This is a genomic window from Clostridium thermarum, assembly GCF_006351925.1.
Taxonomy (GTDB): domain Bacteria; phylum Bacillota; class Clostridia; order Clostridiales; family Clostridiaceae; genus Clostridium_AU; species Clostridium_AU thermarum.
Map to the genome: position 1 here is coordinate 2238294 of NZ_CP040924.1, position 18058 is coordinate 2256351.

The 18058-nt window shown below is 36.6% G+C and carries 18 protein-coding genes and 1 other annotated feature; of the genes, 6 read left to right on the forward strand and 12 right to left on the reverse strand.

Going from position 1 to position 18058, the window contains the following annotated elements; genetic code table 11:
• Positions 1-165: 165 nt before the first annotated feature.
• Positions 166-846: a hypothetical protein gene (locus FHY60_RS10175; RefSeq protein ID WP_139904859.1), complete on the reverse strand. Its 681-nt coding sequence runs from the start codon at positions 844-846 to the stop codon at positions 166-168.
• Between the two features lie 187 nt (positions 847-1033).
• Here FHY60_RS10175 and FHY60_RS10180 point away from each other — a divergent pair, with 187 nt between their 5' ends.
• Positions 1034-1300 carry a hypothetical protein gene (locus tag FHY60_RS10180; RefSeq protein WP_139904860.1) on the forward strand — a complete coding sequence of 89 codons (267 nt, stop codon included), beginning with the start codon at positions 1034-1036 and terminating at the stop codon, positions 1298-1300.
• Between the two features lie 114 nt (positions 1301-1414).
• Here FHY60_RS10180 and FHY60_RS10185 read toward each other — a convergent pair whose 3' ends face one another.
• On the reverse strand, positions 1415-2449 hold the full coding sequence (locus tag FHY60_RS10185; protein WP_139904861.1) for a polysaccharide deacetylase family protein: 1035 nt from the start codon (positions 2447-2449) through the stop codon (positions 1415-1417).
• A 180-nt stretch (positions 2450-2629) separates the two neighbouring features.
• Between FHY60_RS10185 and FHY60_RS10190 the strand changes: the two genes are divergently transcribed.
• Positions 2630-3622: an LCP family protein gene (locus tag FHY60_RS10190; protein WP_139904862.1), complete on the forward strand. Its 993-nt coding sequence runs from the start codon at positions 2630-2632 to the stop codon at positions 3620-3622.
• Positions 3623-3714: 92 nt separating this feature from the next.
• Here the strand turns inward: FHY60_RS10190 and FHY60_RS10195 are convergent, their stop codons facing one another.
• Positions 3715-4290 (reverse strand): ECF transporter S component, encoded by a 576-nt coding sequence (locus tag FHY60_RS10195; protein WP_139904863.1) that lies wholly within the window; start codon positions 4288-4290, stop codon positions 3715-3717.
• 265 nt (positions 4291-4555) lie between these two features.
• Here FHY60_RS10195 and FHY60_RS10200 point away from each other — a divergent pair, with 265 nt between their 5' ends.
• Positions 4556-4822: a hypothetical protein gene (locus FHY60_RS10200; protein WP_139904864.1), complete on the forward strand. Its 267-nt coding sequence runs from the start codon at positions 4556-4558 to the stop codon at positions 4820-4822.
• 72 nt (positions 4823-4894) lie between these two features.
• Positions 4895-5119, forward strand: coding sequence for a hypothetical protein (locus FHY60_RS10205; protein WP_139904865.1), 225 nt, complete (start codon positions 4895-4897; stop codon positions 5117-5119).
• Between the two features lie 93 nt (positions 5120-5212).
• Here FHY60_RS10205 and FHY60_RS10210 read toward each other — a convergent pair whose 3' ends face one another.
• The 9 genes from FHY60_RS10210 to FHY60_RS10245 form a co-directional block, all read right to left on the reverse strand.
• Positions 5213-5887, reverse strand: a complete 675-nt coding sequence (locus FHY60_RS10210) for a Bax inhibitor-1/YccA family protein (RefSeq protein WP_139904866.1) — start codon at positions 5885-5887, stop codon at positions 5213-5215.
• A gap of 73 nt (positions 5888-5960) precedes the next feature.
• On the reverse strand, positions 5961-8315 hold the full coding sequence (locus FHY60_RS10215) for an ATP-binding protein (RefSeq protein WP_139904867.1): 2355 nt from the start codon (positions 8313-8315) through the stop codon (positions 5961-5963).
• Positions 8305-9468: a metallophosphoesterase family protein gene (locus tag FHY60_RS10220; protein ID WP_139904868.1), complete on the reverse strand. Its 1164-nt coding sequence runs from the start codon at positions 9466-9468 to the stop codon at positions 8305-8307. Before FHY60_RS10220 ends, FHY60_RS10215 begins: the two co-directional genes overlap by 11 nt.
• Before the next feature lie 79 nt (positions 9469-9547).
• Positions 9548-9709 carry a hypothetical protein gene (locus FHY60_RS17910; protein ID WP_163215845.1) on the reverse strand — a complete coding sequence of 54 codons (162 nt, stop codon included), beginning with the start codon at positions 9707-9709 and terminating at the stop codon, positions 9548-9550.
• Between the two features lie 148 nt (positions 9710-9857).
• Positions 9858-10433 (reverse strand): hypothetical protein, encoded by a 576-nt coding sequence (locus FHY60_RS10225; protein WP_139904869.1) that lies wholly within the window; start codon positions 10431-10433, stop codon positions 9858-9860.
• A gap of 144 nt (positions 10434-10577) precedes the next feature.
• Positions 10578-11474, reverse strand: coding sequence for an HD domain-containing protein (locus FHY60_RS10230; RefSeq protein ID WP_139904870.1), 897 nt, complete (start codon positions 11472-11474; stop codon positions 10578-10580).
• 159 nt (positions 11475-11633) lie between these two features.
• Positions 11634-13619 (reverse strand): transketolase, encoded by a 1986-nt coding sequence (tkt, locus tag FHY60_RS10235; RefSeq protein ID WP_139904871.1) that lies wholly within the window; start codon positions 13617-13619, stop codon positions 11634-11636.
• 589 nt (positions 13620-14208) lie between these two features.
• Positions 14209-14925 (reverse strand): lysophospholipid acyltransferase family protein, encoded by a 717-nt coding sequence (locus tag FHY60_RS10240; RefSeq protein ID WP_243122131.1) that lies wholly within the window; start codon positions 14923-14925, stop codon positions 14209-14211.
• Positions 14926-14942: 17 nt separating this feature from the next.
• A complete protein-coding gene (locus FHY60_RS10245) occupies positions 14943-15824 on the reverse strand; it encodes a diacylglycerol/lipid kinase family protein (protein ID WP_139904872.1) in 882 nt (293 codons plus the stop codon).
• A 200-nt stretch (positions 15825-16024) separates the two neighbouring features.
• Positions 16025-16301: a binding site (T-box leader), on the forward strand.
• A gap of 99 nt (positions 16302-16400) precedes the next feature.
• Between FHY60_RS10245 and aspS the strand changes: the two genes are divergently transcribed.
• Positions 16401-17690, forward strand: a complete 1290-nt coding sequence (aspS, locus tag FHY60_RS10250) for an aspartate--tRNA(Asn) ligase (RefSeq protein WP_139904873.1) — start codon at positions 16401-16403, stop codon at positions 17688-17690.
• Positions 17691-17759: 69 nt separating this feature from the next.
• Entirely contained in the window at positions 17760-18047 is a 288-nt protein-coding gene (gene gatC / locus FHY60_RS10255; RefSeq protein WP_139904874.1) for an Asp-tRNA(Asn)/Glu-tRNA(Gln) amidotransferase subunit GatC, read from the forward strand.
• Positions 18048-18058 lie beyond the last annotated feature (11 nt).

Here is an 18058-nt window from a genome sequence, read left to right on the forward strand (position 1 = left end):
GTTAGATAGAGCAAAGAGTTTATAGTCTTTCTCCTTTAACTCTTTGAGAATTTCTATTGTCTCGGATATGGGTAATTAAAAGAAATCAATACATTGCCAAGGTCAAAAACAATATTTTTAATCATAGCTTCCCCCTCCTCTTTTCTCTCTCCCATGTTATTTTACTTATATCAGGTTACATATTTTGTTATTTAATATATCCATGAACTTTTTCTTCATAAATTCATTCTCGTAAAGGTTAAGATATACATCTTCCCATTGTTCTATGGTAAATCCAGTTTCTTCAGCAAATTGACTCAACATATTTTCCGCTTTGTAGCCCTCTACTACATATTCCCCAACTTCCTGTGGTGACCGGAAAATATTAAAGTAGGCAAAAACTTCACTGATATCTCCCCACCTGCTATTAAATTTCAAAGAATATTCCTTCAGCCTAGTAAAGATCTTATCCTGATCTTCCTCCCAAATGGTATCTATATCTTCTAAAAAACGCCGCATATCCGGAATCAGGTATTTCCTAGTACAGTTTGTACCATCTTCAGCAGCTTCAAGTAATTCCTCACCGGTTCCATTGATAATTGCAACATAATCTTCATCAGGGTTCAGATAGGAATTAAAGACTGATGTCAAGAAGATGTTTTGAATAAAACCTAGGGCAGAAAATACATCCGGAAAGCATATCCACCAATCATACAGGACACTGGTATTACAATTTACTATAACGGTATTTATAAACACGGATTCTCTGCACAGGGGTATGCCCCTAAAGTAGCCCTCTGTAAGATTTTCATTTTTATGTATTAGATTCTGCCAAAAATAAAACTCTCTATACTTGTGATTCTTCATATATTTTACGCCTTCCACAAAATTGTATAATTAACCTTTTAACATTTTATCATATTACAGAAAAAAAATCATAACAATATTTCACATTGTTTATATTATAATATCACAGCTTGTAAAAACCTTCCATTGTTTATAGGACAGCCTTATGCTACTATAAAAACATCAAATAATTTAGGAGGAGCATTTGATGAGAGAGTATAAAACATCCATACTTATTGGAATTATATATATATCAGCCTTTATATTTATACACTTTGTAAGAACAATAACTGTGATTACAGCCCTTTTCCTGGTTCTTCATTTCACCTTCAACGGCGTACTAGTGCTTCTGGGGAAAAGAGCTGAGAAACTTCATAGAAGATTTGTGGAAACACATCTGGCAACGGTGTTGGCCTTGTCATTGTATGGAGTTTCTACCGGCATATATTTTGCGACATTAAAGAATTTTATATAATATTTTCTTATAATATAAAGAGATTCAGCTAGGCTGAATCTCTTTATATATATTCAAGACTTTTCTACTATAATCTCTTATGAGCTTTCAATTTCTAAAGCTCACAGTTTCCTGCTATCTCATGGTCTTAAAGTTGTAACCTTGAGCTTGTAGGTATTCAATTATTTCTGGTAAAGCATCAGCTGTAGCTTGTTTTGTAGTAGCATCATGCATTAATACTACAATATCTTCTGGGTTTCCTGTCTGTACCATTGACTCTTTAAGTCTAACCACTAACTCTTCTGCATTTCTAGTGGTGCTTTTACCATTCTTTTTTATTAATTCCGCATCGCCGTTAAGGGCATTCCAATCTACGGAATAATATCCAGCTTCTTTCAGCAGTTCCCTATATGGTTTCTTCTTATCCCCACTGCTGCCTCCCGGAAATCTGTAAATCCTGGTGCTGAAATCTTCTCCTAAAACATTCTTTACAGAGGTTACCACAGCATCTAAGTCCTGTATGAAGAATTCCTCAGAGTTATACAGTTTGTCATAATCATGAGAATAACTATGTAAACAAATAGCATGCCCTTCTTCATATGCTCTCTTTAAAAGATCCGGATCACTATCTACCCTTTCACCTACAACAAAGAATGATGCCTTTATATTATAACTTTTTAAAATATCTAATATTTGAGGAGTAATCTTTCTTGTTGGACCATCATCAAAAGTAAGAAAGGCATTTTTAACTCCATCTTTTTTTAAGATATCCTCAAATTTAATCTCATACTCTTTTAATGCCCCATCTTCAGGTGCTGATGGCACTGTATTTTTGCGTGTGTCATCCTTTTGTTCATCTGTATTAGTCGGAGTTTCTGTTTCCTGAGGCTTGTCCACTTCTGTTGCTGGCTTATGAGTATTTTCAGCTATTTTATCATCGTTTTGAGAGGGATCAGCTTGATTATCCACCGGTTTTAATGTACTTGTTTCAGGCTCAACCCTATTTCCAGCAGTATTTATATTTTCTGTACCACTTTTTTCCCCATACTTATAATATAATAAGGCTCCGGTTGTAAAAGATAATATTATACCAACCATTACTCCAAATACTGCCAACCTTTTACGTTTCTTATTCCTATACCCTTTACGATTCCTATTAAAGCTTAACACTGTGCTTGTCCCCCTTGTTTTTTGTAAAATCTTTCGAAATATCTCTGTAATTTAATTTAAATACAGAATGCAAGCTTCGTCAATAGTTTACAAAATGCACATAAAAAAAATAAATATGGTTACAATTAATCTTAGGAATAGACTATTTATATATGCTTTTAGCGCTATAAGGTGGAGATTATGAAAGCAAGAACTGTGAGAAAGAGTCTCTCGATACTTATTATATTATCTTTTATTGTAATAGCCTTCTTACTGTATATATATAACGGACTTCAGAAGATTCGCAGAGTTGAAATACCACAAAACTACGAAGAACTTGGAATAAAGCCTCAAGCTCAAGCTCATGCAACTACCGGTATCCGCAATATTGCCCTCTTTGGCATCGACATTGGCCGACACCCTAATGACCCTCCTCATTCCGATTCTATTATCATTGTCACCATAGATAGTGATAGAAACAAACTGAAATTCACTTCAATTTTAAGAGACAGCTACGTAGAAGTAGAAGGTCATAAAAAAACTAAAATTACAGAGGCCTATGCCTATGGCGGACCAGCCCTGGCAATAAAAACCTTGAACCAAAATTTCAACTTAGATATTAAAGATTACATCACCGTAGACTTTTTGGGTCTTGCGAAAATCATAGATACCTTAGGTGGAATTAATATTGACGTAAAGGAAAAAGAGATAAAAGAAATCAATAAATGGTCTAAGGAACTTTATGAGTTAAAGAAGCTGAATCCGGTATATATCAAAGACAGCGGCTTACAGAAATTAAACGGAATACAGGCAGTCGCCTACTGCCGCATAAGAAAGATAGGCGCCGGTGAATTTGACAGAACCCGCCGACAGAGACAAGTTTTAAATGCCTTGATATCCAATATCAATGAAAAGGGGCTTACAAGGCTTCCATCATTAATTTGGGAAATCACCCCCTATGTGGAAACCAATATTACAACCAGGGATATGCTGACTACCGGAACCTCCATATTGATATCCTCTATGGATAACATTGAACAAATGCGCTTCCCCCTAGACGGTTATTGCAAAGGAGAATTTATTACAGGGGTTTGGTATCTCACCCTACAGCCTGACATAGAAACCACAGCCCTGCAGCTTTACGACTATATCTATAAAGATATAAAACCTGAGTCCAGAGAACCTTTATTTTAATTTTCAATTTCTATCTACTTTTCAACATTGCTTACACAATCAAAAAATCCAGCCTAAGCTGGATTTTTGTTTATTAATAAATACACTCTCTATTATTTTTTCTTCATCTTATTAACAGCCAATACTATAGGCAGAGTTATCACTGCAGCTAAAACCGCTTCAATAGACCCGTTTAAGGCTCCCGCTGAGAATACAACCTTTGCAGTAGTTCCTTTTGCTGCTAAATACTCACTCAGGTACAGTATATATATCATGCCTAATACTCCAACGGTATTAGTAAGGGAACCTAATGCTGCTCCCACTGCTATTCCTACGCTTTCGTTAAATTTTGCAAATAGCTTGTACACATAGTAAGCAGAAACACCTATTAAAATTCTTGGAAGTACTGATACCAATGGATTGTAAAAGGCAAAGGATACCACTGTTGGATTCACTAAGTTTTGGTAAATGCTAAAAAGTCCAAACATCAGGCCAATCAAGCCGCCTGCTAAAGGACCTTCCAAGATAGCACCAATAATTACTGGTATGTGCATGATGGTTAACTTAAAGGGTTGAATTGGAATAAATCCTAGCCCCGTGGTTCCCATCACAATGGTAATGGCTGATAATAGGCCAATCTTCACCAGCATTGTGGTGTTTAGTCTTTTGATTACTACTTGTCTTGACATTTTAAAACCTCCTCGCTCTTATTCCCTAAGGGATATAAGTCGTAATATAGATTGTTATTTTTTTAACGGTTTGGTTTCCATTTCTTAAGTTTTCGGAATACCAACCTAATTTATTTTACCATGGTGAGAGAATTATGCAATAGTAAATTTAAAAGAAAACCTTTACACCTGTAAGAATTTTTATTTAATATGACTATCATAACCACTAGATTTTTCAAATATACTTTACAGCAGTAATCTATATCTTGAAAGAGGAGGTATTTCCATGTATGGGGTATACATAATGAAATATGCACTAGACTATAAGTTTGATAACTATTTAAAATCCGGTTCAAGAAATCTTGATATTAATGGCAGACACCCTGTATCGGCCCTTTATACCTCCCCCTTTTCAGGCTATGCTTCAATCTCTTCGGTAAAGGAGCCTTCTACCGCTTATTCAGTGATATACAATCAAGGCTCCAGTGAGGTCTACCTTAGCTTTAACAAGGACTATAAAAAAATATATAATTTCAAATTAAAAATGAAATAGTTGTTATATAACTTTTTATACCTGTCATATATTATCTTATAAATATAAAACTATAGGGAGGTTTATCAGCAAATGTATCACGAAGATATCATCTTAGAAATGGTGGAGGGATTAGAGGAAAATGGTGAAATAAGAATAACTGACGGCTTAAGGGAAATATACATACAGTCCTTTGACGAAGATGGGGAAGTTATTTATGTAAGTAACAACAATAAAGAATTCGAGAAGGCTGAAGACGCTATACAGTGGGCCATTAATCAATTCGGTGGTGTTGAGAATATAGAGGAATGGGAATAGGTTAATACGCAACTGAAAGAAATTGCGTTAATACGCAATTTTCTTTTTATATGCAACATAAGGCTGACCTCTTCGGTCAGCCTTTTACTTTGCTTAGTCGTCGCCTTTAAGCAATCTCAATACATAGATAAAGATATTTATAAAGTCTAAGTATAGGTTCAATGCTGCTATAATTACGAATTTTGACGCATAAACTTCGTCATAGGCATAGCTGCTGTTGTGGAAGTACTTTATCTGCTGCATATCATAGGCAGTCAATCCACAGAATATTGCTATTCCCAGGAAGGCTATCAGAAGATTCATTCCTGCAAAGGCACTTGGAAAGATGAGCTGCACAAGAGCTATAAGCAATAAGCCTACAACCCCCATTATTAATACTCTTCCTAGAGTGGACAAATTCTTTTTTGTGGTCATACCTATCATAGCTGAACTAAAGAACATGGCGGCGGATAATCCAAAGGCAACAGCTGCCTGGCCAAAGCCGTAGTAAGCTAGAGTTACACTTAGAGTAAAGCCATTGAGCACCGAGTAGGCAAAAAACCACATTCTTGCACTGCCTATGCTCAACTTTTCAATTCTTCTGGAAAGATAAAATACAATTATCACTTCACCAGCACAGGCTGCTATGATAATCTGAGGAGTTAAAATATCAGCCAAAAACATAGGTGTAGCAACTGCTACCGCAAAAGTTATCAATAGTCCTAAGGCCATTGTAAGAAGCGTCTTTGAAATAAAATTATTTTGACTTCTAACATATGAATTTTCCATAAAATCACCTCTCAATTATAGATTTAACTATTATTATATCATACTAACCAGAATTTTATAATAATATTATATGTTAAAATTCATTAATATTTGCCCATGTGACCATTTCGTTTAAATTAACAGTGTTTTCTGCGGGTAGCCTTCTGCAGGTAAAGACTATTACCTGATGGTCTTTGGAATATTCCTTGAGAAATTCAAGAGCCCTGGCAAGTCTCTCCTCATCATATTGAATAAAGGCATCATCAAGGAATATCGGTATGGGCTTATCCTTAAAGATTATATTGCAAATGCCTATCCTTAGAGCAAAGTAAACCTGGTCAAAGGTACCGCCGCTGAGGTAGTCTAAGTCCCTTAAATTATGCTGTTCCAGCACATTGATCTCATAGTTTTCTCCGGCAGCAATTCTTACCTGGCTGTATTTTCCGGCCGTGAGCTTATTAACAATTCCTCCAACCTCAGTATTTAGTCTAGGAATAAAGTTCTTTTGTATCTCTTCAAAGGCCTCACCTAAAACTTCTGAAGCTATATCAGCGCATTGATACAGTTCTTCATATTTTTCTTTATCCACATTGCTTTGCAGTAGTTCTTCTTCTATAGACACCAGGGAAGGCTTATCCTTGAATCTGATATGAATCCGGTGTTCAACGTCCTTCTTCTGTTCCTTGCAGGAATTAAGTTCCTTATATAAGAGCTCTAGAGCTTTATTCGAAAGTTCTGCTTCACACTTGTCATATTCCTCCTGAAGACTAGTGATAGATGCTTTTAAAGTTCTATATGTATTAAGCCTTTCTGAGAACTCCTCTATTGTAGTGCAGCTACAGTGATTAAACAGGAAGTCATAATATTTCCTTATTTTATTTAAGGACTCCAGCACTTCTTGCTCATTCAGCCTGGACAGCTCTTCCTGTTTATCGGATATCCTCATGTTTATGCCTTCTAATGTTGTAATGGTGCTTTTGCATACATGCAGCTTACTTCTTAATTCTGAGTAACTTTGTACACCATATTGTCGGTAAAGTTCTTTTAAGTACTCCTCCAGATTATACTTTTCCTTTGAAAGTTCTGCAATATTATTCCCTAGTTTTTCATTAGCGGCAAATTGTCTTAGCTTATCTGAAGTTCTTTTAAATTGTAACAATCCATATGCAGCCATTAAGGCTCCCATTAGGCCAAGGGCCATGGCCGGCAAACTCTTGGCTGCTGCTCCCCATATAAGCACCATGGTCAGCAGGGTTCCTGCTAACATTATAAAGGTGGAATTATTTTTCTTATCCTTTAATATATCAGCCTTCAGGTCCCTATTGTCTCTAAGCTTGGCTTTCTCCACCTCAAAATCTATTTCTTTTATTCTTTCCTCAAGCTGTAAAAAGTTGCTTTCCTCTTCAGAGGTGATTTCAAGGAGCTTTTCTATATCTCCTGAGTGATTCTTTAGATACCTGGCCCTATCCTGCAGGGCCTTTATTTCTGATTTTATATCTGCTATGAAGGCCAGCTTTTCTTCCTTTTCCTTCTTCTTCATGTCCATGCTGTTCAGCTTCAGCTCTATATCCTCCCCAAGACTTTCAAAGCATTCATAATGCTTAAACCTTTTTCTTAGGTCTCCTAAGCGATTACTTAGTGTGGTGATTTCTGCTTCTAATGGCCTCAACTCATATAACCTGTCCCTCAAAATCAAAAAATCAATATCTGGCTTTATACTCTGAAATGAATTAATTGTCTCCTCCAAAGTTCTTACTTTCAAGGTCAGGCTGTTTAGAAGTTCACTGTCCTCAAGATTTTCAGCATGTAATTGCTGAAGGTTCAGCAGTTGCTGTTTTAAATGATTTATATTTTCTTCAAGCTCGTCAAGTTTTCCGTTCTTCCTTTGGCCTCTTAAGCTTTTTTTATAATTATCAAGAGCATTCCTGGCCTTATGGTATGACAGGTCTTCTTCCCCACTCTGCTGTAGATTGGACAGTTTCTTCATAATCTCATCTTCTTTATCCATGGCCATCTTAGCGCCTAATTGTTTGATAAAGACAGTCTTTTCAAAGGCATCTTCACTCATAGCAAATAGGTCTCTTCCCGGTTGATAATTATCAATATGTACTGCCTTTTGACCTGTCATAGCCTTGTAAACTGTACTTTGATCCTCTCTTCTTGTCTGTCCGAAGCTTCTCTCAATTACATATTCATTGCCACCTTCGCCGATGTAAGTCAACTTCCCTTCTGCCCTTCCGGTATCCCAGGGAAGAAATCTTCTTCTGTCATTTTCTCTAATGGCTTTTTTCTGGGAGTTCATACCATAGAACATAGCCTTAATAAAGTGCTGCAGGGTGGTTTTGCCTGCTTCATTGCTGCCATATATGATATTAAGGCCGGGATTCAGCTCCAAATTCAAGTCTTTTAATTTACCAAAGCTTTTTACATATAAGCTTTTAATTTTCATTTGTTCTTACCTCCCTATAGTCTAAGGCATCTAGGCCCATCTTCAGGGAAAGCCTCAGTCTCTTTATCTCATCTTTATCCTCTGCTGCACTTATCCTGTCCAACATTTTTCTTACAAATACCCCTTTAATATTATACTCCTTAGCTAACTCTTCATAGTCTATTTTTGTCTCTGTCCTATCCAGAATTTTTACGTAATAGAATAGGTTTTTTAATTTGTCATTTAATACTTCCAGATTTATTGAAAAATCCCTATCCACAGTTCCCTCAAGGATAATTTTATATATGTCTTTGTTTAATCTTTCATAGGCCCTGCCAATATCAGCCTCTCTTTTATGCAAACCTAGCCTTTCATATATTTTCAGGCTTATATCCTCATAATTTTCACATTCAGATATGTTTACCTTTAAGACCTCAATCCTTCTCTTACAGGTTTCCTTAAAGGAAAGATCTGCACAGCCTTTACCAATTTCACCTATGACAATACCCTTAGGACCAAGTTCATCAAAGCCCCTTCCTTCAGGACATCCGCTATAACTCCAATAGGTATCCCCACATCGGTTTATACCTGAAAAGCTGTGTACATGTCCTAAAGCCAAATAATCCAGTCCACTTTTGCTTATCATATCTTCAGTAATAGGATTATAAACGGAACTTCCGCTTACGACTTCCCCGTGTAAGACCATAATATTAATCTTATCCTTATCCTCCACCCGGAAGTCCTTCAATATTCCCTTCCTTTCATAGCTACTGCCAAAACCACACCCGTAAACCGTCAAATTTAAGTCTTCAATATGAACCTTCTCCAGTCTATCTTTAAATATATGTACATTAGCAGGCCATGGAATTATATTATAATAGGATCTTGCTGTGTAAGGATCATGGTTTCCTGGGCATATAAATATTTTTATGTCCGGTATCTGCTCAAAGGCTCTTTTCATTGATGTTATAGTCTCATAGGTTACTGTGGAATTATCAAAGACATCTCCGCTGATAAGAATAATATCAACTTTTTCATTATCAGCTAATTTCATTATTTGTAAAAAGGTCTCCCTTATATCCTCTTTTCTTTTTTCCGCCACAGCTTTTGGATACTCGATAAAAGGAGTATCAAAATGAAAATCACTGCAATGTATTAGTTTTACTTTCTTCATAGATCCCTCCAAAAATTATATGAGGCACCCTGAGGCACCTCATATATAAAATTACATTTATTTCCACGGAAATAATCTTTTATATTAGAGATTTTGGTACACTTACTCTATGATGAGCAGTTCTCTCCAGGGAGGCAATATAATGTTCAGTATCCTTATAAGGTGATTTTCTGCTGTTTGAAATTTCACTTCTCCACGCATTTAATCTCTTATATCTATTTCCCATTATACTTCTAGCCATTTTAATTCCTCCCTTCAAAAATTAATCCTTAACTATTACATTATTATTTTGTCCATTACTTAAAACAATAGACTATTGAAATCAATGAAGTTCAGGAATTATCTCTTTGTATTTTATAATTAACCGCTATATTCTCATTTTTTTATAGTTATAAGATAGTTTCTATGATTTTCTCTATTTTTCTCACTGTATCAGATAACTTTCCATTATTATCAATTACATAATTACATTTAACTATTTCAAAGGCCACATCATCATGTTTAATCCTGCGTGAAACTTCTTCTTCAATTTGTTGTTTTATTTGTTCTTGCTTTATGGATGTATTTCCACTTAGACTTCTTTTAAGCATTCTTTCTCTTCTTATACTTCCTTCGGCATTTATGTAAATAAAAGTTAATTCAGCATCCATAACTTTTTCCTCCAGAGCAGTGACCCCGGCAGGATCTATGGCATAAAAGGTTATACCTTTGCCTTTATATTGACTTCGTGTAGCAAAATAATGATGATTATCAAAAAAAGTATAGGCTATCATTTCATCTCTATATTGCTCCACTTCCTCTGTGGGTATATAGATGTGTCCCCCTTCATTTTCATACCTCTTAGGCCTGTCTGTATAACTTTCAATTATATTATAGCCCTTAGCTTTAAAATAATCCGCAATGGCAGTCTTCCCACTGCCGGACTTTCCAATTAAACCAATTATATGATCAGTTTTATGCTCCATACATACCCCCTGAATTTTATCATTATTCGAAAACTTAGTTCATTATCTATAATAACATCTTTGGCAAGCTTAATACAATTGTCAATCCTCAACTGTAAGATTTTGTTTGTTATAGCTCAGTAGTAAATGTCCTTATTTTATATACTACACGTATAATTTAGTTCCAATTCTCCTATCATAATCAGACCAATTATCCGGTTCCGTTAAATCTTTTATTTGACCTATCTTATTCATAGTGGCATCCACGTAATCAGCATAATGGACCATATAGGCTTCTTCCGTATTGGGAGCCTTAGGCGACCCATATTCCACCTTACCGTGATGCTGAACAATACAACCCCTTAAACGATTTTTAAAGTCCTCACTGTAGATATCTTTGCCGGCCTTAAAGGCTTCCTGTATCATATTCATGCCTATGACAATATGACCTTCCATTTCTCCTCGCATGGATACCTTGAAGGGGCCTTCAATCTCATACTCTTCTATTTTCCCTATATCATGAAGCTTGGCTGCTAAAATAGCTATTTCCTTGAAACGGCAATCGTATCTATAAGCTAAGATCTTAGTTAAATAGGTTACATTAAGGGTGTGTTCCGCCAATCCTCCCCGGTAATTATGGTGCTGGCTTAATCCCCCTATTCCTTTTTTAAACTTCTCCACGAACTCAGGATTTTTAAAGAAATAGTCATTTAAGCTCTTAGTCTCTAAAGTTTTAAACTCTTCCTCACTGATTTGCTCTAATTCACTGATTATTTCATCTATGGGCCTGCTAATTGTAGGAAGGAATTCATCACACTTAAAATTCTGCTCAAATTTAAACTCTGAAGCCTTTAATATTCCTCCCTTGACTCCTTTAATGGTTATTACATCCCCAACCTTGATGCTATTGCTTTTATTGCACACCAAGGCCTTAATTTCTCCGGTTCTGTCCCCCAAAAACACAGTGACGTTTTCGCCATCAAAGTCAAGCTTTTTCATAACCATAAAGCTGTCATTGACCTTAGTCCCATCTTTTATATCCTTAACATATAAGTGCTTCACCTAATCACCTCTTTACCTTTAAATCTTTGTACAAATCTATTTTTATTTTTTCTCAATGGTGATGTTTTTATTTGAGGCAAATTAAAACAAGTGCAACATCACTTATATTTATTAAAAAGAGCTGCCGCTCTTTTTAGTGCGACAGCCCATCATAACAAACTATTTTAAATTTTCTGCAGCTTCAACTACTTTTTCTACGGTTATGCCAAACTTTTCAAACAAAATATTTCCTGGAGCAGATGCACCAAAGGTGTCTATAGAAACTACAGCTCCATCTAAGCCAACATACTTATGCCAGCCAAAGGAGCTTAGGGCTTCCACTGCCACTCTCTTTCTAACAGCCTTCGGCAGTATTGATTCCTTGTACTCAGCGCTTTGTCTTTCAAAAACTTCTAGAGATGGCATACTGATAACTCTTGCTTTTATTCCCTTTTCATCTAATCTGGCAGCAGCTTCTACGATTAATTGTACTTCAGATCCGGTAGCCATTAACAGAACATCTGGAGTACCGTTGCTGTAGTCCTTAAGTATATATGCACCCTTTAACGCCTCGTTTGAACTTCCCTCTAATAGAGGCAGGTCTTGACGGCTTAATACAAGAGCCGTTGGCCCATCCTTTTGAGTCAGTGCTGAATACCAGGCAGCAGCAACTTCTCTTGAATCAGCAGGTCTATAAACGATAAAGTTTGGAATACTTCTTAATGCAGCTAAATGTTCAATTGGCTCATGAGTTGGTCCGTCTTCTCCTACACCGATACTGTCATGAGTTAGAACATAAATTACAGGAAGCTTCATCAAGGCTGAAAGTCTCATAGAATGCTTCATGTAGTCACTGAACACAAAGAAGGTAGATACATAAGGTCTAAGGCCGCCGTGTACTGCTATACCGTTAGCTATAGCTGCCATAGCATGTTCTCTAACACCGAAATGCAGATTTTTGCCGCTCCTATCTTCTGCGCTAAAATCTCCCTGATCCTTCATATAAGTCTTAGTAGAAGGTGCTAGGTCAGCAGAACCTCCAATAAGGTTTGGTATATATGCAGTAAGTCTGTTTAACACTTCATAGGAAGAGCTTCTGGTAGCTGTTTTACCTTCAAACTGCCAGAACTTTTCTTCTTTTAACAAATCTACAGGCAGTTCACAGCTGTGGTAGGTTTCCCAGAGCTTAGCTAGTTCAGGATACTGCTTAGCATACTCAACAAATAGCTTATTCCAAGCTTCTTCGCTATTTCTGCCCCTTTCCTGAAGGGTCTTCATGAAATCTCTTACTTCCTCAGGAACATGGAAGTCCTTATCATAACTCCACTTGTAGAATTCTTTTGTTTTTAGAATATTTTCAGCACCTAATGGTTCTCCATGGGAAGAAGCACTTCCTTCCTTCGGTGATCCGGCACCTATCTTAGTCTTTATTTCAATCAATGTAGGATGGTTCTTATCTGCTTTTGCTTCTTCCAGGGCCTTATTAATTGCTTCAACGTCATTTCCGTCTTCTACAAATAATACTTGCCATCCGTAAGCCTTAAATCTATCTCCAACCTTCTCTCTGAAGGCTATATCTGTATGTCCTTCTATAGATATGTTATTTGAATCATATAGTACAATAAGTTTACCAAGTCCTAAAGTACCTGCCAAGGACGCAGCTTCGGAAGCTATGCCTTCCATCATGCAGCCATCACCGGCCAGTGCATATGTATAGTGATCCACTATTTCAAAGCCAGGTTTGTTGAACACGCTGGCAAGATGTGCTTCTGCTATAGCCATACCTACTGCATTGGCAATTCCCTGTCCAAGTGGTCCAGTGGTTATTTCCACACCAACAGTATGACCATATTCTGGGTGTCCAGGTGTTTTGCTGCCCCATTGTCTGAAGTTTTGTAAATCCTCTATTGTCAAGCCATATCCGAATAGATGCAACAGAGAATATATCAGCATGGAACCATGACCTGCTGATAGAATAAATCTATCTCTATTTGCCCAATTTGGATTTTCAGGATTATGCTTCATAATCTTTGACCACAGTGTATATGCCATTGGTGCAGCACCTAGCGGCAAGCCTGGGTGGCCTGATTTTGCTTTCTGTACTCCTTCGATGCTAAGCATCCTTATGGTGATTATTGAGAGATTATCAATAACACTGTTACTCATTCTTTGTCAACCTCCTCATTTTTATGATACTACCGGTAGAATATTTCATAATGCCCATTCCACATATATCAATGGATATTCTTACCGCCTATTTCATTTTATTTTATTGATGCATTAGAATCAATATTATATTTTGATTTATTTTTGAATATTATATGCCTACTTCGGTTTAAGTTTTTTTAGATTCAACAGTTAACATTTACCAGTAGTTATGCATATAATATTACTAAGAAGCTTCCATCATTAAAAATGATTAACTCTTTAAGGGGTGATGCCCGTTTTATAAACCTTAGGTATAAACCATCTATTATCCAAAGGTAAGGGGTGATCAAACATTATCTAATTCATATGATAGGAGATGATTCCACCAAAATATTAAGTTTGTACCCTGATACTAAGGTCTAAAGAATTATTATTATACGATGGGAGTGATGGCCAGATCCTAAAATACCGCAGTTCACGGAGGATTACGCCAATGGACTAGTAAGTTAAATAAGTATAGTAACAAGGACACACTTTCCGGTGTGTCCTTATAATTACGTGTGCTCCGTGGATTCCGTGTTTAAATTTATTGTGCAGCGATTTTTACTTAGGACTCAGACATCTGCTTTAAACCGGAAGCTATAGTGTCCTGTATCACGTCAGTCAAATCCTTTTGTTCTTCCTTTGACAGGTCTGTAGTATAGATAGGCTTGTGGAACATTATTTTTATTGTGTGTCCGGTGACCTTGTTGCCTACTTCTAAGACCCTGTAAGTACCATCCACTGTAACCGGAACTATGGGAGCCTTGGCAATGAAAGCCATTTTCAAGCTGCCTTTCTTCATGGTGCCCATTTCAGAGCTTAGACTTCTGGTGCCCTCCGGGAAAATAACCATAGAAATGCCCTCTTTGATATTTTGAGCCCCTTCCGTCAAAGCCTTCATTCCCTCTCTTATATTTGACCTATCTATAAAAACTGTACCTATGGCATCTAACCAGGCATGGACTAGAGGTATCTTCTTAATTTCTTTCTTTGCTATAAAAGCAGTTACGTTTTTCAAAGGACATAAAATGGCAAAGGCATCAAAGATAGCCTGATGGTTTGATACGAATACACAGGCTTCCTCAGGTATATTTTCTACCCCGTAAACCTCTAGTTTTGTCCTTGACAGTTTCATTACATAGTTGGTTATCTCTTGCACTTTTTTAAAGGCATATTTTCTTCCCTCTTCAGGATCCCTCTTCATAATCCGTTTTATTTTTATAAGGCTCAAACTCTTGCCTGCCAGATATACACCAAAATAACTGTACCATAATAATTTCATATACATCTCTCCTGTGCTTATTTAGTCACCACAACGTTGATTGCCTTGGGAATAATCTCAAAATCGATATTCTTCATTCTAAGAAGCTCCCCATCTATGTTTACAGAGAGTTCTACTTCAGATATTATTCTCACTTTCCTGGATTTATAGAATGTTACCTCTTTTATACTGTCATGTACCCCTTTAATCAATCTTGGGAAAAGTCTTAAAATCTTAAAGGTTCCCACCTTCCTGGCATGACAAATATCAAAGTATCCATCTGAAATATCTGACATAGGTGATACCTTCATGCCACCTCCATAATATTTTCCATTGGCAATGGCTACAAGTAGGGTTTCTGTGTCAACTTCAACATCATCCATTATGACCTTCAGTCTTTTACTCTTATATCCAAAGACAGTAATAAATATGCTTAATAAATATGCAAATTTAGGAGGTATGAAGGGCAGTTTCTTAAATTTTATAGCTGTATATACAATCTCTGCATCCAGACCTACAGATGATATGTTTATAAAGTATTTATCATTTAACCTTCCAAGGTCTACGGACTGGGTTTCCCCATCAATACTGGCCTTAATAATTTCTTCCAAGTTCTCTATATTGGTTATGTTCCTTACGAAATCATTGCCGCTGCCACTGGGGATTATGGCTAAGGAACTGTTGGTATTAACTATACCATTAACAACTTCGTTTACGGTCCCATCCCCTCCAACTGAGTAAACACGCATGTCTTCTTGACTAGTATATTCTCTGACTATTTTTGTGGCATCTCCGGGACCACTGGTGGATTTTATAATATAATCTAAAGCTCTTTCTTTACAAAGATTGTCTATTACCGGTATCAAAGAACTTGCTCTTCCTTTACCAGCATGAGGGTTTACTATAAACAGGTGCTTCATAAGTTCTACCTCTTTCATCAAAAGTAAAAAAATAAGTTTTTTCTATATCCTATTCTATTATATTTAGCTATGATTTAAAAGTTTTTTCTTAGGACAAATACTAAAGATTCACATCATCACAGAAAAAAATTAAAAATCCTTTTTAAAAATGTATTGCAAAGTATAAAAATGCATATTATAATAAAAACAATTCAAAAATGAAACTTGCGTTGACAAAGAGAGTACATGCTAAGTAGATTCAAAGCGAGCAGAGGACAGTGGGAGCTCTGTATGAAGCTGGTATGGAAGAACACTTTCGAGCAGCCACCCGAAATCTTATGAAAGTAGGCCTGGCCGGTAGTCTGCCGTTAAAAGGAATAGGTATCGATGAATGCTTTAAGCTTTTTTATTTAAAGGATTTGTCCGTACTGAAATTGAGTGAGCTTTTTATAAGCTAACTAGGGTGGTACCGCGAGATAATTATATCCCGTCCCTATACGTTTAAGTATAGGGACGGGATTTTTGATTTTATTAAGAAAACATGCGCGTGTTTAAATATATATTTTTCAAATTCTTCATCACTTAAGGAGGTTCACTATGGAAAAAATATTTATATCTGAATTAAAAAAATTTGTCGGTCAGCAGGTTAAGCTCTGCGGATGGGTTCACAAAATAAACAGGTTAGGAAAGGTTACCTTTGTAACTCTCAGAGACAGCAGTGGCTTAGTTCAATTAGTAATAGAAGGTGATGCTATTGATGACCTTAAACTTGAAATAAGTACAATAGTTGAGGGTATAGTTTTTGAAAACCCAAAAGCCCCAACAGGCCTTGAGCTGCACGAGCCACACTTTACCCTATTAGGAAAAACCTATTATGAGATGTTGCCTATCGAAGTCAATGGCTATAAGAATAAATCTTCTCTGGAAGTACAACTGGACAACAGAAGCCTTAGTTTAAGGTCGCCAAAGACCCGTGCGGTATTTAAAGTACAAGAAGAGATAGCTTCATGTTTCAGAACATTCCTAAAATCCAGAATGTTCAGTGAAATCCATACCCCAAAGATAATCTCCTCCAGTACCGAAGGTGGCTCTGAAATGTTTACTGTTCATTACTTTGATAAAAGGGCCTTCCTGGCTCAAAGTCCTCAGTTCTACAAGCAAATGATGGTAGGTGCGGGCTTTGAGAGGGTGTTCGAAATCGGTCATGCTTACAGGGCTGAACTTCACAACACGTGGAGACACCTGAATGAATACGTGAGCCTGGATGTGGAGATGGGTTTCATAGATGATGAGTTTGAGCTCATACAACTGGAAGAAGATTTTATAAACTATCTGTTTGCTGCTTTAAATGAAAAATGCTCAAAAGAGTTGGAATTATTTCAGGTTACCTTGCCTTCTAAGGTATCTATACCCAGAATCCCACTAAAGGAAGCACAAGAAATTCTCCTAGAAGTGTACGATAAATCCTCTCCTGTTGGAAATATCGATGCAGAAGGTGAGATATTACTTTCAAAGTATGTAAAAGAAAAATATGACAGTGACTTTGTTTTTCTTACTAAATACCCTATTTCAAAGAGGCCGATGTACACAATGCCTGACCCTGATTATCCTGGCATGACCAAGAGCTTTGATTTAATTTATAAAGGCCTTGAAATCACTACAGGTGGGCAAAGAATTCACGATTATGAAGAGCTTAAAGCAAATATAATAAAGTTTGGACTTAAGCCTGAAGACTTCAGCTTTTATCTTGACAGCTTTAAATATGGTATGCCCCCTCATGGTGGTTTTGCCATAGGTCTGGAGAGAATAACCATGAAGCTTTTAGGGCTACAGAATATCCGTGAGGCCACCCTGCTGCCTAGAGACATGAAAAGGCTTGAACCTTAGGTCTGGTGATATACTATGAGGGGATGCGGTTTTAATATAAAAATCTCATTAGATAGAGGAGGAGAAAATATGAATATATCTACAGAAGAAGTTAATCGTATAGCAAAATTGGCAAAGCTAAAATTCAGCGAGGCTGAGACTATAAAGCTTACATCAGAGTTTGAAAAGATCTTAGAGCATTTTCATTCCATGGATAAATTAGCTCTAGATGATATAGATTTACATGCTTTAGAAAAGGGAGCCCAAACTTCCCTGCGAAAGGATGAAGTTGAAGTTTTTGAGGATAAGGAAAGTCTTTTTGTTAATGCAAAGACTGTCAGAGACCGGTATATTGAAGTTCCAAAGATTATTGAGTAAAGGAGATGTCA